15 protein-coding genes and 1 tRNA gene are annotated in these 20,102 nt (G+C 62.0%); 11 read left to right on the forward strand and 5 right to left on the reverse strand.

Annotation, left to right across the window (positions count from 1 at the left end; translation table 11 throughout):
* Window positions 1-307: 307 nt before the first annotated feature.
* Together ACVWYF_RS17890 and ACVWYF_RS17895 are read left to right on the forward strand one after the other, a co-directional pair.
* Entirely contained in the window at window positions 308-3,550 is a 3,243-nt protein-coding gene (locus ACVWYF_RS17890) for a SusC/RagA family TonB-linked outer membrane protein (protein WP_457070513.1), read from the forward strand.
* Window positions 3,551-3,570: 20 nt separating this feature from the next.
* A complete protein-coding gene (locus ACVWYF_RS17895; protein WP_457070514.1) occupies window positions 3,571-5,010 on the forward strand; it encodes a RagB/SusD family nutrient uptake outer membrane protein in 1,440 nt (479 codons plus the stop codon).
* Between the two features lie 793 nt (window positions 5,011-5,803).
* Here the strand turns inward: ACVWYF_RS17895 and ACVWYF_RS17900 are convergent.
* The 4 genes from ACVWYF_RS17900 to ACVWYF_RS17915 form a co-directional block, all read right to left on the reverse strand.
* Window positions 5,804-6,991 (reverse strand): glycoside hydrolase family 88 protein, encoded by a 1,188-nt coding sequence (locus ACVWYF_RS17900; RefSeq protein WP_457070516.1) that lies wholly within the window; start codon window positions 6,989-6,991, stop codon window positions 5,804-5,806.
* A 132-nt stretch (window positions 6,992-7,123) separates the two neighbouring features.
* Window positions 7,124-8,329 carry an alginate lyase family protein gene (locus ACVWYF_RS17905; protein WP_457070518.1) on the reverse strand — a complete coding sequence of 402 codons (1,206 nt, stop codon included), beginning with the start codon at window positions 8,327-8,329 and terminating at the stop codon, window positions 7,124-7,126.
* A 343-nt stretch (window positions 8,330-8,672) separates the two neighbouring features.
* Window positions 8,673-11,537: a substrate-binding domain-containing protein gene (locus ACVWYF_RS17910; protein ID WP_457070520.1), complete on the reverse strand. Its 2,865-nt coding sequence runs from the start codon at window positions 11,535-11,537 to the stop codon at window positions 8,673-8,675.
* 498 nt (window positions 11,538-12,035) lie between these two features.
* A tRNA-Ile gene (locus ACVWYF_RS17915) sits at window positions 12,036-12,109 on the reverse strand.
* Window positions 12,110-12,207: 98 nt separating this feature from the next.
* Here ACVWYF_RS17915 and ACVWYF_RS17920 point away from each other — a divergent pair.
* From ACVWYF_RS17920 to ACVWYF_RS17960, 9 genes are all read left to right on the forward strand, one after another.
* Entirely contained in the window at window positions 12,208-12,867 is a 660-nt protein-coding gene (locus tag ACVWYF_RS17920) for an HAD family hydrolase (RefSeq protein WP_457070522.1), read from the forward strand.
* Window positions 12,854-14,107 (forward strand): site-2 protease family protein, encoded by a 1,254-nt coding sequence (locus ACVWYF_RS17925; protein WP_457070524.1) that lies wholly within the window; start codon window positions 12,854-12,856, stop codon window positions 14,105-14,107. The genes ACVWYF_RS17920 and ACVWYF_RS17925 overlap by 14 nt, the downstream gene beginning before the upstream one ends.
* Window positions 14,108-14,281: 174 nt before the next feature.
* Complete coding sequence (locus ACVWYF_RS17930; protein ID WP_457070526.1) at window positions 14,282-14,920, forward strand: hypothetical protein; 639 nt, start codon at window positions 14,282-14,284, stop codon at window positions 14,918-14,920.
* 59 nt (window positions 14,921-14,979) lie between these two features.
* Complete coding sequence (locus ACVWYF_RS17935; protein ID WP_457070528.1) at window positions 14,980-15,708, forward strand: TIGR04283 family arsenosugar biosynthesis glycosyltransferase; 729 nt, start codon at window positions 14,980-14,982, stop codon at window positions 15,706-15,708.
* A gap of 196 nt (window positions 15,709-15,904) precedes the next feature.
* Window positions 15,905-16,282: a hypothetical protein gene (locus ACVWYF_RS17940; protein ID WP_457070530.1), complete on the forward strand. Its 378-nt coding sequence runs from the start codon at window positions 15,905-15,907 to the stop codon at window positions 16,280-16,282.
* A gap of 181 nt (window positions 16,283-16,463) precedes the next feature.
* Window positions 16,464-17,195 carry an MbnP family protein gene (locus ACVWYF_RS17945; protein WP_457070532.1) on the forward strand — a complete coding sequence of 244 codons (732 nt, stop codon included), beginning with the start codon at window positions 16,464-16,466 and terminating at the stop codon, window positions 17,193-17,195.
* A gap of 7 nt (window positions 17,196-17,202) precedes the next feature.
* The gene (locus tag ACVWYF_RS17950; protein ID WP_457070534.1) at window positions 17,203-18,258 is read left to right on the forward strand and encodes a cytochrome-c peroxidase; all 1,056 of its coding nucleotides are present in this window, start codon (window positions 17,203-17,205) and stop codon (window positions 18,256-18,258) included.
* Window positions 18,259-18,276: 18 nt separating this feature from the next.
* A complete protein-coding gene (locus tag ACVWYF_RS17955) occupies window positions 18,277-19,284 on the forward strand; it encodes a hypothetical protein (protein ID WP_457070536.1) in 1,008 nt (335 codons plus the stop codon).
* 198 nt (window positions 19,285-19,482) lie between these two features.
* Window positions 19,483-19,623 (forward strand): hypothetical protein, encoded by a 141-nt coding sequence (locus tag ACVWYF_RS17960; protein WP_457070538.1) that lies wholly within the window; start codon window positions 19,483-19,485, stop codon window positions 19,621-19,623.
* 31 nt (window positions 19,624-19,654) lie between these two features.
* On the opposite strand, the gene ACVWYF_RS17965 is transcribed toward ACVWYF_RS17960, so the two are convergent.
* Window positions 19,655-20,083: a hypothetical protein gene (locus tag ACVWYF_RS17965; RefSeq protein ID WP_457070540.1), complete on the reverse strand. Its 429-nt coding sequence runs from the start codon at window positions 20,081-20,083 to the stop codon at window positions 19,655-19,657.
* Window positions 20,084-20,102 lie beyond the last annotated feature (19 nt).

Consider the following 20,102-nt stretch of genomic DNA (forward strand, 5'->3'; position numbering starts at 1 on the left):
CTAAAAATGAAAATCAGCCGCTCACAGCTTCGAATCCAAGGTACTTAAATCGCTAATTGACAGAGTATTTGTAAATAATTTTCACATGAACAACATCTGTTGAAAATGAGAAAGAGAATGGGGATTTCGACAAGGACCTTTGACACGCTAACTCCCTATCAGGCCCGTTGAGGAAATGAAAAAGCAAGCTTCTGCAAGAGCTGCTTTTGCAGTCCGAAGCAGTTCTAAAAACCTTGGGTTTTTTAGTCGAGCTAGCACCAATTTCTGCAGTCTTTTTTTTGCAATCCCACCCATTTCCATTTACCATATGATTCGTTTTTTACCTTCTGCTCGCCTGCGCTGGGCCGCTGCTTCGCTGACGCTATTGCCCGTATCAGGCGTAGCGCTGGCGGCCAGCCCAGCCGCCGCCGCCAGCCCCACTCTCGCCGCCGTGCTGGCCGACATCACCGTGAAAGGCCGCGTGGTGGATGACAAAGGCAGTGGCCTGCCCGGCGTGACCGTGGTGGTGAAGGGCACCACCATAGGGGCCTCCACCGGGCCCGACGGCGCCTTTGCGCTATCCATTCCCAGCACGGTGGCCAGCCCGGTGCTGAGCATTAGCTACATCGGTTTCGCGGCGCAGGACGTGGCGGTGGACGGCCGTTCCGACATCAGCGTGACGCTGCGTGAGGATGCGCAGAAGCTTAACGAAATAGTGGTGATTGCCTACGGCGAGCAGTCGCAGAAAACGCTGACCTCGTCCGTGACGCAGATTGACGGCGACGCCATTGGCCGGCAAACGGTGGCCACGCCGGGCGAGGCCCTGGCGGCGCTGGCCCCGGGCGTGGCGGTGCAGTCGGACCAGGGCGGGGCGCCGGGCGCGCCGCCGACCATCGTTATTCGGGGCGGCACCTCGCTGGGCACTTCCTCCGACCCGCTGTTTGTAGTAGACGGCTACCCGTTGCAGGATGCGGCGCAGTTCAACCTCATCAACCCCAGCGACATCGACAACATCTCGGTGTTGAAAGATGCCGCCTCGACGGCCATCTACGGCTCGCGGGCGGCTAATGGGGTGGTGATTGTGACGACGAAGCGTGGCAAATCGGGCCAGACGCAGTTTACGCTGTCGAGCTACACGGGCATTCAGCGCATCTCCAAAAAGCTGGACGTGCTGAAGCGGGACGAATACATCGACTGGCAGAAAGACCGGGTGCGGCAGCAGAACTTTAACTCCACCACGGGCCAGTTTGGCACATCGGCGAAACCGGTGCCGCCCGTGTTCCTGAGCGACCCCGGCAGCCTGCCCGATACCGACTGGCAGGACGAGATTTACCGCGATGCGGTGATTCGCAACGTCCAGCTCTCGGCCTCGGGCGGCACCGAGAAGGCCCGCTTCAACGTCTCCGGGGCATATTTCAAGCAGGACGGCGTGCTGCTGGGCTCGTCTTACAATCGGTTCAACATGCGCTTCAACCTGGACGCCAACCTCAGCTCCAAGCTGAAAATTGGGGTGTCGGTGGCACCGTCGTTGGGCATTCAGGACCGGCAGGCGGCCAACGGGGCCTACAACCAATCGGGCGGGGCGGCCAACAACGGCACGCGGGCCGTGCCCAATGCCACGTCGCTGGCCCTGTTTCAGTCGCCCGCGCTGCCCGTGTTTATTGCCAACGGCGACTACGGCACGCCCGTCAACCAACTCATCGGCGCCAACAATACCGCTTTCTACACGGCCAACGTCTTCAACCCCCGCCAAACGGTGGACCTGAATCAGAACACGTTCACCAGCTACCGGGTATTTGCCAACACGTTCCTGGAATGGTCGCCGCTGCCGGGGCTGCGGCTGAAAACGGCCGGCGGCGGCACCCTCACCACCGACAACCAGTCGGCCTACATTCCGGCCACCATGGCCTCGGAATCGGCCCAGGGTGCCAATATTTCCACCCCGGTGATAAGCTCGGTGTACGCCCGCGAAAGCTCGAACCAAGCGGTTGATTTCCTATGGGAAAACACGGCTACTTACGACAAGCAGGTGGGCGACCACCATTTTGGGCTGTTGGGGCTGTTTTCGCTGCAGAAGTTTCAGGCCCGCAATACGGCCACCACGGCCCGGCCGGGCACGATTAGCACCAACCTGCTCGATAATCCACTGGCTTCACCTGACCGCATTGGCGAGCTGACCTACGACCAAAACGCCTTTCTAAGCTATGGCGGGCGCGTGACCTACGATTTTCGCAAAAAGTATTTGCTCTCGGCGGCGTTGCGGACGGATGCTTCGTCGCGCTTCGGGCCCAACAACCGCTACGCCGTGTTTCCGTCGGCTTCGCTGGGCTGGCGCGTGAGCGAGGAAGGGTTCTGGCAGGGCATCAAGCCGGTGATGAACGAGCTGAAATTCCGGGCCAGCATCGGGCAGACGGGCAATGCCAACATCGGCTCCTTCAACTACTTAAACAGCGAGGCCAACAGCAACTACAGCTTCGGCGGGGCGCGGGCGTACGGCTACAACCAGCGCGGCCTGGGCAACCCCAACCTGACCTGGGAAAAAAACCAGCAGACCGATTTGGGCATTGATGCCGGATTCTTTGGCGATAAAGTGACCCTGACGCTGGACTACTACAACCGCGAAACCACCGGCATGCTGCTGAACCAGACCCTGCCCGGCGCGTTTGGCTTTGCCACCTCTTACCGCACCAACATCGGCGGGCTGCGCAACCGTGGCCTGGAGCTGGCCCTCGGCACGAGCACCAACCTGGGGCCGGTGCGCTGGACCATCAACGGCAACATTTCGGGCAACCGCACCAAGGTGCTCGACCTGGGCGGCGTGACCTCGCTGCCGCCCGAGCAGTCGATATTTGGCTGGAACAACTCCTACCAGCTGATTGTGGGCCAGCCGCTGGGCAACATGTACGGCTTTGAGGTGCTCGGCGTGTACAAGAACCAGGCGGACCTAGACGCCTACCCCTACGCCGCTACCAAGGGCCTCGGCAACTGGATTATCAAGGACGAGAACGGCGACGGCATCATCAACGAAAGCGACCGGGTGAAAGTCGGCAAGGGCGTGCCCGACTTCCTCTACGGCCTGAACCAGACCTTCACCTACAAGGCGTTTGATTTGAGCTTGAGCCTGCAGGGCGTGCAGGGCCGCGACGTGATTATGGGCAACATCCGCCAGTTCTACACCCTGGCCGCCAACGGCACCAACATCACCCGCGACTTCTACAAAAATACCTGGAGCCCCGACGCGCCCGAGGTGGAAACGACCTGGCCGCGCATCTCGGCTGGCGGCTACAACCCCGGCACCCAGCTGACCGACCGGCAGGTGTACGACGCCTCGTTTCTGCGGGTGCGCAACGTGACCTTCGGCTACACCCTGCCCGCTACGCTGCTCAAGCGCGTGAAGCTGCAGACCCTGCGCCTGTACGTGACCGGCCAGAACCTGTTCACCTTCACGAAGTACCCCGGCTACGACCCCGAAACGAGCATCAACGGCGGCTCGCTCACCACGCCCGGCCTCGACCAAAGCGCCTTCCCCGGCATCCGGGTGTTCACGGGCGGCCTCACGGTTGGTTTTTAATCTATTGACTTTTGACTTTCATGAAACCAACCACCCTCATCCTCCGTGCCTTGCTGTTGTCCGGCCTCACGGTGGGCAGCTACGGCTGCAAAGATTTTGTGAACCTCACGCCCCAGGACATCATTCCGGTGCCCGGCTTCTATAAGACCGAAGCCGACCTGCAGGGCGCCCTCACCGGGGCCTACGGCTCGATGCGCAGCGTGTACAACGGCTATTTCCAGTTCACCGAGCTGCCCTCCGACAACACCCGCACCATCAACCCCAGCGAGGTGGGCTACGGGCAATTCGACAAGCTGACCTGGCTGGTAAACAACGGCAACATTTCCAGCGCCTGGAACCAGCACTACACCGTCATTGCCGGCACCAACGTGACGCTGGGCCACGCCGATGAGGTGAGCTATGCCAACCCGGTGACCAAAACCCAGCTGGTGGGCCAGGCCAAGTTCCTGCGCGCCCTGATGTACTTCAACCTGGTGCGCTTCTTCGGCGACGTGCCGCTGGTGCTCACCGAGCTGAAAGGCCAGGCCGAAGCGCTGGCCCTGGTGCGCACGCCTGCGGCCGACGTATACACCCAAATTGAAAAAGACCTGGGCGACGCCGAAGCCGCCCTGCCCCTCTCCTACACCGGCGCCAACGTGGGCCGCGCCACTAGCGGCGCCGCCAAGGCCCTGCTGGGCAAGGTGTACCTGCAGGAGAAAAAGTGGGCCCTGGCCGAAGCCAAGCTCGCCGAAGTGGTAGCGCTGACGCAGTACCAACTGCTGCCCGACGTGAACAACGTGTTCGGCGTGGGCAAGGACAACAACGCCGAAATCATCTTCGCCTGCCAGTACTTCAGCTCCGGCAACGGCGAGGGCAACTCGTTCGCCTACAACTTCGCGCCGGCGGGGTTCAACGTGACCACCGTGGTGGCCGGCAGCACCAACCTTGGCACCAAGGACTTGAACGACGCCTTCGAGGCCGGCGACCTGCGCAAGCCGGCTTTTCTCATCGCCTCCGGCACCGGCAACGCCACCGACTACTACGCCAAGAAGTTCGTGTACAACGTGCTGTCTGCGAACGAGGGTGACAACGACTGGCCCGTCCTGCGCCTGGCCGACGTGGTGCTCATGTACGCCGAAGCGCTGAACAACAACGGCAAAACCGCCCTGGCCATCCCACAAATTAACCGCGTGCGCACCCGCGCCGGCCTGGCTGCCAAGCCCCTCACCCTCACCGCCGCCGATACGCAGCTGGCCATCGAGCAGGAGCGCCGCGTGGAACTGTGCTTCGAAGGCCACCGCTGGCACGACCTCATCCGCTGGGGCAAGGCCACCAGCACTATGCTGGCCTTTAAAACCAAGTACGCCACCCTCGACCCCGCCAACGGCACCATGGCTCCAAGCATCAACAAAGAGCTGTTTCCCATTCCGCAGGTCGAAATCCTGCTGAATAGCAAGCTGACGCAGAACCCGGGGTATTAGAATGGGGTTCGCTTGGAAATGAGATGGGGAGGCGGCTGAATTCAATTCGGCTGCCTCCCCATCTCTTTTGCAGTTATTCAGACTATTCTTAAATCTACTCCACAACACAATTAGGCTGCGTTTAGCAAAACGGTGAACACTGCAGAGGGGTAATTTTATCGTGTGCTTGCCTCAACCTTTCATTTGTCTATGCCTTTATCATTCCGCGTGCGCCCCGTCGTTTTCCTAGTTGGGATAGGCGGGGCCATAGCGTGCGAGCGCAAGGACGTTTCTTCGCTGGTAGTGTTGACGGTGCCGAGGTGGCACTTAAGCGACTGCATTTTCTGCCCGAACGAACCCCGATTGCCCGGTTCGTACAACCCAGTCCTTGATAAGGAGCCTTGCGTTCGCGATGACTTTACGACGTTTAAGGTGGATGGAACCTACGTGGACGATGAGGGTGCGCTTCGGTGCGACCCGCACCTCCCGCAGGCCCGGTGCTTCACATGGCACTTCTCTGCGAAAGGACGCGAACTCGCCATGCGTTACGCGGCCCCGGGCCAAACCCAAGAAGTGGAGAGACACTACAAAATCATCACGTTGACTCCCACGAAGCTGGTGCTTGAAGGCTGGGCACCCGCTTATTCGTGCAAGTGCATTCTGACTTATACCGCCTTTTAACCTGCGAGCCGATAAACCCACTGCTTGCGCACGTCTACGACGCGTGCCGACTGGCAACAAGCCCTTGGCTCGAACCCCAGTCAGCACGCGCCGCAGACGCGCGCAAGCAGTGTCGGCAACCCCTCTTCAGTTGCTACAGCAGCGCCAAAAACTGATTGTAGTTCTGGTAGCGCCAAAGCGCTTCGAGCAGGTAATAATCGGCGTACACCAGCGGTACATCCACTTCCGAGTTGGCGGGCTTGTAGCCGGTGGAATGCTTGAGCAGGAAGAAGTTATTGGTGCCCGCCGTGGCCAGATACTGCGGCGTGCAGAGGCTGCTGAGCAGGCCCGTGGCTCCTTGGTAATACTTTTTAGGGCTCTTGGCGTATTTGCTCAGCTCCAGCAGACCGGAAGCGGCCACGGCTGCCGCCGATGCATCACGCGGCGCATTCGGAATGTCGGGCGCATTGAAATCCCAGTAGGGAATGTGGTCGGGAATGCGGTTGGTTTGCTTGAGGAAATAGTCGGCCGCGTGCTGAGCGGCAGCCAGGTAGCGTGGGTCGCGGGTGTGGCGGAAGAGCATGGCATAGCCGTAGATGGCCCAGGCCTGCCCGCGCGACCAGCACGAGTTATCGGCGTAGCCCTGGTGCGTCATGGCCTTGCGCAGCTGGCCGGTGGCGGGGTCGAAATCGAGGACGTGAAACGTGCTGTAGTCCTTGCGGAAACGGTATTTCAGGTCGGTGTTGGCGTGGGTTTTGGCAATGTGGGCAAACGTGGTGTCGCCGCTGAACTTGCTGGCCGTAAACAGCAGGTCCAGGTTCATCAGATTATCGACAATGACCGGATAGGTGAACGGCGCAAAATCCCAGGACCGGATGGCCCCCACCGTGGGGCTGAACCGGCGCGAGAGCGTGGCCGCGCCTTGCAATATCACCTCGCGGTACTTGGGGTTCTGCGTCAGCGCGTAGCCCTGGCCGAAGGAGTTGTTCAGGATGAAGCCCAGGTCGTGGTTGTCGGTGGTGAATTTCTCAGCTTCCAGGGTTTCGGTACGGGCGGCGGCGCGGCGACGCCAGCTGTCCTTTCCCGTGAAACGCGCCAGCTGCCAGAGGTTGCCAGCGAAGAAGCCGCTGGTCCAGTTGCGGGAGTTAGTGAGCTGCAGCGAGCCATCGGGCAGGGTGGTGCGCGGCTGCCGGGTGCTGTCGGGGTACTGGTGCAGAAAGGCGGCGCACTGCGCCTCGGCCAGGGCCACCACCTGGCCCACGGGGATTTCGGGCGATTTTTGGGCCGCTACGGGGCCCGCCAGCGCGAGCAGGAGCAGCAGCGTTGGACGCGTTGCGTTCATTGCAAAGGAGATTCAGGAAAGGTGAGCGAAGGGTAGCCGCACGTCCAGCGACTGCCCGACATTTGAGGCGTTTTGTAGCTCGGCGGCCCTGGGGCATCATCGTCCCACCGCAAAACCTCCAGGGCCGCTTCGCTACAAGGTCCAGGGTCGCCGAACGTTGTCCGGATACAGAGCAAAGACCTTGTCGGCGGCCAAATCGGGGTAGTGCTGGCCGGCCTTGTCGTAGAGCAGCAACGCGGTTTGGTTGCTGATGGGCACCACGTCGGCGTGGTCCATCTGCTTCTCTTTCAGTAGGTAGGGTTTTAGCCAGGCCACGCCGGCGTGCAGGCCGCGGCCGTCGGGCAGGGTGTAGTTCCAGAGGTCGATGTTGACCTTTTCGGCCAGGCGGGCCAGGCGCACCCAGCCCAGCATGTTCATGGTCACGTAGTTCCAGGGGCGGGTGCGGGCCAGCTCCAGGGGCTGCGCGCCATCGGGCTGCAGCTGCGTGGCGATGCGCGACTTGGTCTGGGTTTCGAGCACCTTGCGGGCCAGGGCTTCGTCGCCGGTGAAGAGGGCAAAATCCACCACTTCCGTGTCCCAAAAAGTGCCGTGGTTATTTTCAACTTTCCCCTCGGCCGAGCCCAGCGGGCTGGTCATGGCCCAGTTGGTGAACTGCCGGAACCAGTCCTGCAAGCCATTCACCAACTTGGTATCAATGCTTTTGCTGCCGCCCATCAGAGCCAGCGCGTCGGGAATCTCCACGAGGTTGCGGGTTTCAATCATGCCGTAGCAGCGGCCCGTGTTGAGGCCCGGAATGGCCTGCGCGAAGTTCAAATTCGGGTTCATGCGCGTGGCCGGCTCAAGGAAAAACCCGCGCAGCTGCTTGGCGGCCTGCGCGGCATATTCCTCCTGGCCGGTGAAGTAGTAGGCCACGGCCAGCTTCTTCACGTCGCTGGTCATGTCCAGCATGTTGTCCTCGTCGGTGAAGGCCGCCGCCTCGGGGTTGCGCAGCCCGTCGCGGTTGATGTAGGGCTTGCCGTCGGGCTTGGCCGGGTCGGGCCAGCTGTAGGGGGCCTGCGACATGTAGTCGTGCTTGTCGCTGGTGGGGGGAGTCTGCGTTTTGCGCACGATGGTATACGGGCCGTGCGTCAGCGCCTTTTGGGCGGCGGCCACGGCCGCCTGCACCTGCTTGGTTTCGACCGGACTACCTTTCTGATACGCCGCTTTGTAAGCCGCCATCTGGGCACCATCGAGCAGAATAAACGTTGGGCGTCCGCCTTTCTGCGCCCGTGCCTCTCCCGCCCCCAGGCTGAGCAACAAGACCACCACTCCGCACCGAACCAGAAATTTGCGCATCATAAAACCAGAATTTTGAAACAGTACATGGAGCCGAAGCTGTGCAAAGTTCCGTGCCGGAAACAGTGCTCCCTTTCTAATTTTATACAGTGGACGTTCATACCGTTTATTTTTGATTACCCACTGAAAATGAACGGAATAAAAATCAAAAAACCGGACCTGAAATGGGCCCGGTTTTAATTTTAGCGCACGCCTGTCACAATCCTTTTAGTGGTATTTCGGGGTTATGTACCGTCAGAACGATGTAGGGGCGGGGCTTGTCCCCGCCCGTCGTTGAACGGAATTGTGAAGCCAGCGCAAGCGTCCGGGCGGGGGCAAGCCCCGCCCCTACAGCGTTCTGATAACGCTAGTGCGGCACATGCCGGGCGCGGTACTCGGAAGGCGAGAGCTGGTAGCGCGCCCGGAAGCTGCTGGAGAAGTACGACGGCGTCGAGAAGCCCAGCTCGTAGGCCACATCCGTTATGGAGCGCGACTCGTCGAGCAGCAACTCGCCGGCCTTATCCAGGCGTTGGCCCTGAATGAACTCGGTAACGCCGGTGCCCAGCACAGCTTTCACTTTACGGTAGAGTTGCATGCGCGTCAGGCCCAGGTAGGTGGCCACGTCTTCCACGCCCAGGTTGGTGTCGCTCAGGTGGGCTTGCACGGTGGCGGTGAGGTCGGTCAGAAACTTCTGGTCGGGGGTGGGTGCGGCTTCGTCCAGACGGAACTCGCGGCGGAACTGCGCGCGCTGGCGGGCACGGTTGGCCAGCAGCGTCCGCACGCTTTCGAGCAGGAAGGTGGGGTTGAAAGGCTTGGTGAGGTAGAGGTCGGCCCCGGCCTGCACGCCTTCCACCTGCTGCTCGGCGGCACCGCGGGCGGTGAGCAGGATGACCGGGATGTGCGACGTGCGCCAGTCGGCCCGCAGCTGGGCCACCACTTCCAGCCCACTCAGGCCGGGCATCATCACATCGCACACTATCAGGTCGGGCACCAGCTCGGTGGCCAGGCGGAAGCCGGTGTGGCCATCGGTGGCGCTTTGCACCCGGAAATCGCCGCCCAGCTTGCGCGTCAGGAAGTTGTTCACCTCCTCATTATCTTCAATCACCAGCACCAACGTGTCGCTTTCCGCCCGGGCGGCCACTGCGGCTTCCGGGGTTGCGTCATTCAAAATCCCTTCGGGTAATTCCAGCAGCACCTCCGACGCGTCGGTGGGGCTGTCGGCGCGCAGCTCCGCCGGCAGCTCCCGGGGCAGCGTCACGGTGAAGGTGCTGCCCCGGCCCGGCAGGCTGCTGAACGTGAGCTGCCCCTGGTGCAGGCGCACCAGCCCGTGCGCCAGCGCCAGGCCAATGCCCGAGCCCTTGGCCACGGTCCCTTGGCTGCCTTGGTAAAACCACTCGAAAATATGCGCCCGGTCCTGCTCGCTGATGCCGCGGCCCGTGTCGGCAATGCTCACCTGCACGGCCCGGCCGTCGTCGGCCGGCTGCAGGCTGATGGTCACCGTGCCCTGGTCGGGGGTGAATTTCACCGCGTTGGAGAGCAGATTGAAAAAGACTTTATCCAGCAGGTTACCGTCGAACCAGGCCGTGAGCGTCGGCTCGGCGCTCAACAGCCGCAGTTCCACGCCGCGCCGGCGGGCCGGCTTCTCAAACACCTCCACAATCTCGCGCACGAAAGCCACCATATCGCCTTGGCTGGCCCGCACGGCCATTTTGCCCACCTCAATCTTGCGGAAATCCAGCAGTTGATTCACCAATTGCAGCAGCCGCTGGGTATTGCGGCGCACCAGGGTCAGGTCCTCGCGCTGGCCCTCGGTCAGGGCGGGGCCGCTCGTGAGCAGCTCCTCCACCGGCCCCATTATCAGGGTAAGCGGCGTGCGCAGCTCGTGCGAGAAATTGGTAAAGAACCGCAACTTGGCTTCGGTATCGGCGCGCGATTGTTCGGCCAATACTTCCAGCTGGTTGCGCTGGCCGCTGATTTCCTCGTTCTGGTGCAACAGCTGCCGGTTGATGCGGTCGTTCTCCTCGTTCTGGCTTATCAACTCGTGGTTTATCCGGTCGTATTCCTCGTTGCGACTGGCCAGCTCCCGATTAATTTTATCGTTTTCCGCGTTTTGTAGGGCCAGTTGGCGGTTAATCTGCCGGTTTTTGCGGGCCGAGCGCCAGGCCACCGCCCCCAGCGCCAACGCCCCCAGCAGCGAGGCCAGCAGCCCGTACAGCGCCGTCTGCTGGGTGGCGTAGGTGGCCAGTAGGTGCTGTAGCAGGCCCTGCTGCCGCGCAATGTCGCGCTGCTGGCTCCCCATCTTATCAATCTGCTGCCGCATCGTCACCGCGTTGGTCGAGTCGATGACCATCGTGCCCAGAATATTTTCCCGCTTAAAGGGCTGGTGCGTCAGAATATGAACGGCCGTGCGAATGGCGTCTTCGCCGGCCGGCGGGTACAGCAGCGACGCCGTGAGCACGCGCTGCTGCACCAGAGCCGGTTCCAGCCCATCTACCCCAATGAGGCGCACCTTTCTGGTGAGGTTCAGCTTTCGCAGCACTTCAGCGGCACCGCGGCCCATTTCATCATTATGCGCAAAAATGAGCGACACCTCCGGGTGCGCTTTCAGGGCCGCCATAAGCAAGGGCTGCAGAGCAATGGCGTCCCAGTTGCCGTTCACCTGCGCGGCCAAATGCAGGTTGGGAAACGCGGCCAGGCCCTGGGCAAAGCCCAGGTGCCGGTTTACGGTGGTCGAGGCATTCACCCCGCCCAAAATCTCCAGCACGTTTCCCCGTTCTTTCAGCAAACGCGCCGCGTAGCGGGCCGCCGTCTGGCCCACTTCCAGATTGTTGCCGCCCACGAAAGCCGTGTACTGCTGCGAGGTAATGCGGCGGTCGAGCAGCACCACCGGAATGCCGCGCTGGTAGGCTTCTTCCACGGCCGGCGTCACCGGGCCCGCCTCCTGCGGCGACACAATGAGCAGGTCGATGCCTCCGCGCACCAGCTCCCGGATTTGCTCCTGCTGCCGCTGGCTGTTGTCGTGGGCATCCAGCATGCGCAGCTGCATTTCGGGGTGGAAGCTCAACTCTCGTTCCATCCCGGCCAGTACCGCCTGCCGCCAGGTGCCGCCGGTGCTGCACTGCGAAAAGCCAATGCGGTACGAAGGGTGCGCCGCCGGCCCATTACAGGCACTCAGCAGCAGAAAAACAGGTGCCAGGCACGCTGAGAGGCGAGAAAACAACTTTACTGTCACAGGGCGAGATATCCGTGCCAGGGTGGGATGGATGGCACAAGCTTTCAAATATACACCGCAGGGTAGCAGGCCAGTAGAAAGTATCCTTAGCCATCCAGTTGCCCCAGCTTACAGCTGTCCCGAAGTGCTTGGGTTGGTTGTATCGTTTTGGGATACAGATTTGGTATCAGGCTAATTGCTTATGATTGCAGGTGGCGGGAATAGACTGATGACGACGGTTTTTGTCGAACTTCATTGCGGTCGTTTTTCCAGATGCCCCGCCCGTCATAAATCCATTCACCAGCACCGCGGCGCGGCCAAACGCTACAGTGCCATATTCCCCCATGTGTGGGCTACAAACAAGTAGTTCTGCCCAGCTCGAAACTCAGCTTAGCTATTGAGGCCTGAAAGACGTAGTTGAACGGGATTGCATCCGCTAATTCAGAAACCTTACCGGGGGCAAAACCGGGGGACAAACAATTAAAAAAGCCCCTCGCATTGCTGCAAGGGGCTTTTTCGTGGGCCCACTTGGAATCGAACCAAGGACCTACTGATTATGAGTCAGTTGCTCTAACCAATTGAGCTATAGGCCCGGTGCCGGAGGCAGTCATCTTTCACCTCAACCCTGCCGTTGCCGGCCCTCCAACGGTGCAAAAGTACGACCTTCGCGGATGGAAAAACAAGCCAACCCATGCTTCCTCACTTATTGTTCGATTTTGGCGGCGTCATCATTGACATTGACTACGATGCCACCCCCGCCGCCCTGCGCCGGCTGAGCCGCGCCGGCAGCACCATCGCATTTTCGCAGGCCAGCCAGGCCGAGCTGTTCGACCGATTCGAAACCGGCCACCTCACGCCCGCCGAGTTTCGGGCCGGCCTGCGCGCGGCCTACGACCTCGACGCGACCGATGCCGAGGTGGATGCCGCCTGGCATGCCATGCTGCTCGACGTGCCCGCCGAGCGCCTCGCCCTCATCGGCGAGCTGCGCCGGCAGGGCCACCAAACGGCCCTGCTCAGCAACACCAACGCGCTGCACATTGCCGAAATCAACCAGCGCCTCGCCGGCCAATACGGCTTCAAAAACGGCATTGCCGATGTGCTCGACCGTGTGTTTTATTCCCAGGAAGTGGGCTTGCGCAAGCCGGGCGAGGAAATATTCCGGCACACGCTGCGCGAAATGAACTGGCGGCCCGAAGACGTGTTATTCATCGAAGACAGCCCGCAGCACATTGCCACGGCCCGTCGCCTAGGGCTGCGGGTGCTGCACCTGGCCCCGCCGCTCACCCTCCTCACCGCCCTGCCCGAAGCCCTCCGTGCCTTTCCCCGAGAATACCCCGTTGCCCATTCCTGAACCTAATTTCGCGGGCTTCCCTACCGATGTAGCGGCCCCGGTGGCCACCGATGCGCCCAGCCGCCTGGCTCGGGCACGCGGGCTGTTCCGGCGGTTCGAACGGCCGGAGCCGTCGGCTGGGCGCACGGCGGCGCTGCACATTGGGCTGTTTCTGCTCACGCTGGTCACAACTACGCTGGCCGGAATTCAGCTAACCCAAGCCCGCGAAGAACCCGTTAACTGGCTGCCGTTGCGCGTATTTTTGCTGCGCGGGCCGGAGCTGTGGGCCGAGCTGCGGCGCGGGCTATGGTTTGCGCTGCCGTTTCTGGGGGTGCTCACGGTGCATGAGTTCGGGCATTATTTCACGGCGCGCTACAATCGGGTGCGGAGTTCGCTGCCCTACTACATTCCGTTTCCGATGGGGCTGGGCACGTTTGGGGCCGTCATCCGCATCCGGGAGCGGATTTTTTCGCGGCGCGAGTTCTTTGATATCGGGCTGGCCGGGCCGCTGGCGGGCTTCCTGGTGGCGGTGCCGCTGCTGATTTACGGCTTCACGCACCTGCCGCCGCTGGAATATCTGTACGCCATTCATCCGGACTACGCCCAATACGGGGCCGACTATGCGAGCCATGTGTACGGTGCCAAGGAATTAGCCAACGGCCTCACCCTGGCCCGGCCGCTGCTCTATCAATTCCTGGAGCACACCTTTGCCGACCCTGCTCGCCTGCCCCACCCGCTGGAGCTGATGCACTACCCCGTGCTGCTGGCCGGCGCGCTCAGCCTGTTTTTCACGGCCCTCAACCTACTGCCCATGGGCCAGCTTGACGGTGGCCACATCCTGTACGGGCTGCTGGGGCCGCGGCGCTTCAACCGGATGGTGCCGGTACTGTTTACGGCCTTCATTTTCTACGCCGGGCTGGGGTTGTTTTCGCTGCACGACGACTGGCAGACCTGGCTCTATGGCGGGCCGGTGTACGCGGGGTATCTGGCGCTAATATTCTGGCGGGTGTTTCCCCGGCCACGCCAGGGGCTGCTGCTGGCGGCGGGTATCTGGGCGGCGCAGCTGGCCGGGGCCGCGCTGCTGCCGGGCATCGTGGGCAACCCTGGCTGGCTGGTCTTCGGACTACTGCTGGGGCGGTTCACGGGCATCTACCATCCGCCCGCTCCCGATGAGCGCCCCCTGAGCCGCGGCCGACAGCTGCTGGGCTGGCTGATGGTGGTTATTTTTGTGCTCTGCTTCACCCCAAGTCCATTTGCTTAGAGCAGCCTTAGTTCAGTGAACGTCATGCCGAGCGCAGCCGAAGCATCTCTACCGCTTCGTTGCTTCGATTGGATTAGCAGTGAGGTAGAGATGCTTCGGCAAGCTCAGCATGACGGTCTATTTCTATGTCTTCCCAACTCCCCTTTCTACCACCTTCCCATTCCTCCCCCCTGAATGATTTTTAGCCAAAAACAGCTTTTTCTGGGCACCACGCACATTGAGTTGCGGGCCGAGAGCCTGTACGTATGCAAGCGCAACCCCCAGGGAGTGCCCACCCTCGAAACCGAGGTGCCCTACGAAGAGATTCTGCCCATCAAGTCCGGCGAGCATCGCCACATTCCCACCAACCAGCTGATGCTCACCGGACTGCTGCTGGTGTTCCTGGGCTACGGCCCCTGGCGCGAGTGGCTGGCTACCGGGCACACCGGCGTAGCGCTGTACTCGTGGTGGCTGGTTTTTGGGCTGAATGTGCTGGCCAGTTGGCTGCGTTTCGAGCAGCAGTGGTGTACCTTCCGGCTCCACACGGCCCACTTAGCCATCACATTGGCCGGCCGGCCCTGGGAGCGCAAGCAGTTCCGGGCGCTGGTGACGGAGCTGGAGCGCCGCACCAAAACCTACCTGCGCGACGAGTACGGCCAGGTAAACCCGCTGGGCTTCATCGAGCCGCAGCTGCGCCGCGTGGCCTGGCTGCACGAACTGGATGTCCTCAGCGCCCGCGAAGCCCAGGCCCTAAGCACGCGCCTCACCGGCCGGCGCGGGGCCGATACGCTCCGCAGCATGGGCCAGGAGCTGGAATCGCCCTACCTGAATTAATGAGTTAGGAGTTAAAAGTTATGAATTCACCCTTGACAACTTTTAACTCTTAACTCATCATGCCGCTCCCCGCTCCTGCTGCCGCGCTGGTGAGCATCATTATCCCGACTTATAACGAGGCGGCGGGCATTGGGGCGCTGTTGCGGCACCTGCGCCGGGCGGGCACGGGCACCGATGCGGCCGTGGAAATCATCGTGGCCGACAGCCCTGGCACCGACGCCACCGCCACGCTGGCCCGGCTGGCCGGGGCCCGCGTGATGGCCTGCCCGCGCAAGGGCCGCGCCGCCCAGCTCAACCACGGAGCGCGGCAGGCCGCGGGCACTATCCTGTATTTCCTGCACGCCGATTCGCTGCCGCCGGTGGGCTTTCTGGACGAAATCCGGCGGGCGGTAGCGGCGGGCTACGGCTGCGGCTGCTTCCGGCTGGTGTTCGATATGCCGCACTGGTTCTTGCGGGCGCACGCCTGGTTCACGCGCTTCGATTGGGAGGTGGCCCGGTTTGGCGACCAGAGCCTGTTTGTGCAGCGGACCATTTTTGAGCAGGCCGGCGGCTACCGCGAAAACCTGCTGCTGATGGAGGACCAGGAAATCACGCACCGGCTCAAGCAACTCACGCGGCTGCGGGTGCTGCCCGGTCCCATCATCACCTCGGCCCGCAAGTACCGCAAAAATGGTGTTTTTCGGCTTCAAGGGGCTTTTTACCTGCTCACGGGGCTGTACTACCTGGGCGTGGGCCAGCCCACTTTGCTGCGGGTGTACCGGGCCATCATCCGGCAGGATAAGCTGTAGCGCTGGCGCTAAAACTGGTTGCGCCAGGCAACGCTTGGCCGCTTGGGTCCGAGTGTTTCAGCAACGGCCCCTGACGGACTGCTTCCGCACGCTACTGACCACAATCCAGAACTACTCCCGCCATCGTTTATCGGGTCCGAGCATGGTCTGAATCGGGGGCCGCTGGCCTACCTTTGCCTTTATAGCTTCCCACTTCATGCACCGCATTCTGGCCTTTTTTCTCGTCACGCTCATGCTGCTCCAGACTTTGGGGCAGGAGGTGCTGGTCGTGGATTATCAGCTGAACAAGGCCCGCATCACGGAGCTGTACTGCGTGAACAAGGCCCGGCCCATGCTGCACTGCAACGGCAAGTGCCACCTGGCCCAGCAGCTGCGCAAAGCCGAGGGCGGCGACAAAAAAGCCCCCGAAATGCTGGCCAAGGTGAAGTACGAAGTGCTGCCCACAACCGCCTTACAGCTACTTCGGCCGCAGCACTGGCCGCAGCCCGCCCGGCCCTACGCCCGCCGGCCCGTGCCGCACTGCGCGGCGGTGCCCGGCCGGGGCGTGTTCCGCCCGCCCCTCCTATCCGTCTGATTGTGGCCCAGGGCTTTCTGCGTGGCAGAAGGCCGGCCAATTTGCTGGCTCCGCCGGGTTTTCGGCGGGCTGGACGCGCGCGTACGCGCCGCTTTTCAATCAGTTGTTGATTCCCCCTCCCCCCACTTTTCCGATGAAACGCTTTTCGATTTCCGCCCTTTCTTTCCCATTCGCCCTCGCCATGCTCGCTCTTACGGGTTGCAAGAAGGACGAAGTGGCTGCCAACCAAACCGGCACCGTAGCGCTCGAATTTGAGCAGACCGTAGGGGCCGACCCGCTGGTGCTGGACACCAAAACGTATAATACGCTGGCCGGCGACCAGTTCAGAGTCACCACCTTCCGGCAGTACATCTCCAACGTTAAGTTCACCAAGACGGACGGCTCGACCTACGCCGTGCCCGACAGCTACTACCTGCTGGACGCCGACCCAGCCAAGTCCGAAAGCCTGCACCTCACGCTCACCGGCGTACCGGAAGGCGACTACAAGGGCCTGACTTTCACCATTGGCGTCGACAGCGTACACAATGTTTTGGGAGCCCAGAAGGGCGCGCTCGACCCCAGCAATAAAATGTTCTGGGACTGGAATTCAGGCTACATTTTTACCAAGCTCGAAGGGTATTCGCCGCAATCCAGGACGACGGCTCTTACCTTCCACGTCGGTGGGTTTAAAGCGCCGTACAATGCCATTCGGACCGTTTCGCCGGCGTTTCCTGCCGGCTCTGTTCTGTTGGTACGGGCCGGGCACGACCCCGAAATCCACCTGAATGTAGACGTGCTGAAGATGTTTAGCGGGCCGAACACCATCCGGTTCGATTCGATGATTGAGATTATGTCGGCGGGAGCCAACGCCGTAATGGTGGCCAATAATTACGCGGCCAGCATGTACTCGGTCGAGCACATTCACGCCAACTAGCCCGGCTATGCGCCGCCCATTGGTTGCCGCGCTGGCCGTCGGGCTGACGGGGCTGCTGCTGGCGGGCTGTGGCCTCAGCGATGTGGTGGTGCCGAATGCCTCAGTACCCGGCACCACCCTCCCGGCCAATTTTCCCGGCCCCGTCTACGCCCTCGATGCCAACCCGCCTACTCCGGCAACGTTCGCCCTGGGCCGCCGCCTGTTCTACGATGCGCGGCTCTCGCGCGACGGTTCCGTGTCGTGCGGCAGCTGCCACCAGCAGCCCGGGGCTTTTGCCAACGAAGGCCAGCGGTTGAGCCTGGGGGTAGCCAACCGCCTGGGCACGCGCAACGCCCCGGCCTTGCAGAACCTGCGCTGGAAGTCGGAATTTTTCTGGGATGGCGGGCCGAAAAACCTGGAAACCCTGCCCCTGGCCCCGCTCACCAACCCGCTGGAAATGGACGAAACGCTGGCCCACGTCCTGGCCAAGCTCAACGCCGACCCCGATTACCCACGCCGTTTCGCGGCGGTGTACGGGGCCGGGCCCATCGATTCGTACCAGTTTCTACGGGCGCTGGCGCAGTTCACGGCCGCGCTCACCTCGGCCAACTCGCGCTACGATAAGGTGGTGCGCGGCGAGGGCAACGCCGTGCTCACGGCCGACGAGGCCCGTGGCCGGGTACTGGTGGCGCAGAAGTGCGCCCGCTGCCACGCCACCGACTTATTCACCGACGAAACCTACCGCAACAACGGCCTGAGCGCCACCTTCGGGGCTGATTCGGGGCGGGCCCATATCACGGGCCGGGCCACCGACGTGGGCCGGTTCAAGGTGCCGAGCCTGCGCAACGTGGCCCTCACGTCCCCTTATATGCACGACGGCCACTTCGGCACGCTGGCGCAGGTACTGGCCCACTACGACCACGGCGTGGTGGCCTCGCCCACCCTCGACGCGGCGCTGCGTCCGGCGGGCGCGCCGCTGGGCATCCCCCTCACGGCCACCGAACAGGCCGACATCATCGCCTTCCTGCAAACGCTTACCGACGAATCGTTTATCCACGATGCGCGGCTGACCGAGCAGCCGTAGGCTTCAACTTTTACTCCGATGAATATTCAAAAATCTATTCTCCTGGGCCTGCTGCTGAGCGGGCTGGTGCTGCCCGGCCGGGCCTGCGACATTTGCGGCTGCTTCATGGGCATCACGCCCTACGACAACCAGAGCGGTTTCAGCCTGATGCACCGCTACCGCATCTTCAACGGCTATCAGGCACTGGGGCAGTCGCCCTTGTTTTTCCCAACCGGGGCGCGGCCGTTTTTCCCTTCGCATCTCAACGGCGACAACGGCTACGCGCACTCGCACTACGGCGACCCGACCGATTTTGAGGCCTTTCGCGTCATTGAATTGCGGGGCAAATACTTCCTTTCGCGGCGCGTGGAGCTGAACGCCTTCGTGCCCTACGTCATGAATACGTCGCAGATAAATGGCCGGCAGCTGAACTCGGCCGGCGTGGGCGACGTGACGGTTTTTGCTGGTTACCACCTCATCCGGGCCATCGAAACGGCCGGGGTGCAGAGCCGGCTCATCGTGGGCGGCGGCCTGAAACTACCCACCGGCGAGTATACCCGCCAGAACGCGCAGGGCCAGCGCTACCCGCTGCTCAACCAGGTGGGCACCGGCACCACCGATGGCTTCGTGTACGCCAACTACATCGGCAGCTTCCACAGCTTCGGGCTGAGCGTGAACAGCAGCTACCGCCGCTCCACGGAAAACACGTTCCTGAACAGCCTGGCCCCGAGCACGGCCACCTACGCCAGCCTGTTCTACCGCGTGCCGCTGGGCGAAAACTGGCAGGTGTACCCCTCGGCGCAGTTTTTCTACGAAAAAACCAAGGGCGAAATGCTGGACGGCCAGCTCACCGGCGAGCACGCCATGAACAACGCCCTGCTGGGGCCGGGGCTGGACGTGTACTACAAAAACGTGTCGCTGAACACCAGCTTCCAGCTGCCCATCTACACCGCCGCCACGGACCATCCGGCCAGTGCCGGCCGCCTGGTGGTGTCCGTGGGCTACAGCTTCAAGCAGACCAAGTACCTGCTCCACGGCAAAAGCTGAGCCCTGGGAAACCCGGTGCGCAGGGCGTGTAGGCATGGGGTCACCAACCTTTTTCCCATTCCTGTTTCCCTCAACCCGCAGGCCGTGGCCTACGCCCGGCACCTAATTCAGGGCGGCAAAAGCAAGAACGACGAAGGCCACTAAGGCCAGCATAACCCCGATACGAGCAAGGAAAACGCCTTTCTCGGAAAGCACGAGATGGACGAACACGCCAACTGGCACCTGGGCCTCGACAAGAACGCCGGCGTTGATGCCAAAGCGGCCGACAAATTTCCCTGCGGCGACATTGAAAAAGCCGCCGACGAGCTGCTCACGCTGCTGGAGAAAGCCACCAGGTAGCGGCGGCTGAATTCAATTACCCCGCCGTTTCCTAAAACACGAGGGGGTTGAGCCAGCGCATGGCGGCCCCTTCGTCTTCAAACAGGCTGATGTCGAAGGGTCGGGCGGGGTCCATGACGTAGGTTACGTATTTTTTCTGGTCGGGGTCCGACGTGTAGGCTTCGGTAAGGGCCGGCGAGTTGAGCACGGCCATGCGCAGACGGCGGGGAGCCAGCTGCTGGGTAGCCCGCGGATAAAACACGTTGGTGACCCAGGCGCTGAGGTCGGCGGGGATTTTGTCGCGGCGGCGCACATCCAGCAGCCAGTTGCTGATGCCGTGCTCTTCGGCGGCCGCCAGCATGTGGGCGTAGTCGGCCTGCACCACTTCAAAAGATGCGTGACTGTGCCAGCGCACCACCATCACCCCCAAATCGGGGCGGAAGGAAATGCTGCGGGAAGGAAGCTCAATGGGTTGGTGCATGGGGCCAAAAGTACGGCAC

It is taken from the genome of Hymenobacter sp. UYAg731 (assembly GCF_054061335.1).

Coding starts and splice junctions, on each gene's coding strand:
- ACVWYF_RS17960 (WP_457070538.1), top strand. CDS start 19,483: ATGGACGAACACGCCAACTGGCACCTGGGCCTCGACAAGAACGCCGGC.
- ACVWYF_RS17905 (WP_457070518.1), bottom strand. CDS start 8,329: ATGATGCGCAAATTTCTGGTTCGGTGCGGAGTGGTGGTCTTGTTGCTC.
- ACVWYF_RS17945 (WP_457070532.1), top strand. CDS start 16,464: ATGCTCGCTCTTACGGGTTGCAAGAAGGACGAAGTGGCTGCCAACCAA.
- ACVWYF_RS17920 (WP_457070522.1), top strand. CDS start 12,208: ATGCTTCCTCACTTATTGTTCGATTTTGGCGGCGTCATCATTGACATT.
- ACVWYF_RS17935 (WP_457070528.1), top strand. CDS start 14,980: ATGCCGCTCCCCGCTCCTGCTGCCGCGCTGGTGAGCATCATTATCCCG.
- ACVWYF_RS17965 (WP_457070540.1), bottom strand. CDS start 20,083: ATGCACCAACCCATTGAGCTTCCTTCCCGCAGCATTTCCTTCCGCCCC.
- ACVWYF_RS17890 (WP_457070513.1), top strand. CDS start 308: ATGATTCGTTTTTTACCTTCTGCTCGCCTGCGCTGGGCCGCTGCTTCG.
- ACVWYF_RS17895 (WP_457070514.1), top strand. CDS start 3,571: ATGAAACCAACCACCCTCATCCTCCGTGCCTTGCTGTTGTCCGGCCTC.
- ACVWYF_RS17955 (WP_457070536.1), top strand. CDS start 18,277: ATGAATATTCAAAAATCTATTCTCCTGGGCCTGCTGCTGAGCGGGCTG.
- ACVWYF_RS17900 (WP_457070516.1), bottom strand. CDS start 6,991: ATGAACGCAACGCGTCCAACGCTGCTGCTCCTGCTCGCGCTGGCGGGC.
- ACVWYF_RS17950 (WP_457070534.1), top strand. CDS start 17,203: ATGCGCCGCCCATTGGTTGCCGCGCTGGCCGTCGGGCTGACGGGGCTG.
- ACVWYF_RS17930 (WP_457070526.1), top strand. CDS start 14,282: ATGATTTTTAGCCAAAAACAGCTTTTTCTGGGCACCACGCACATTGAG.
- ACVWYF_RS17940 (WP_457070530.1), top strand. CDS start 15,905: ATGCACCGCATTCTGGCCTTTTTTCTCGTCACGCTCATGCTGCTCCAG.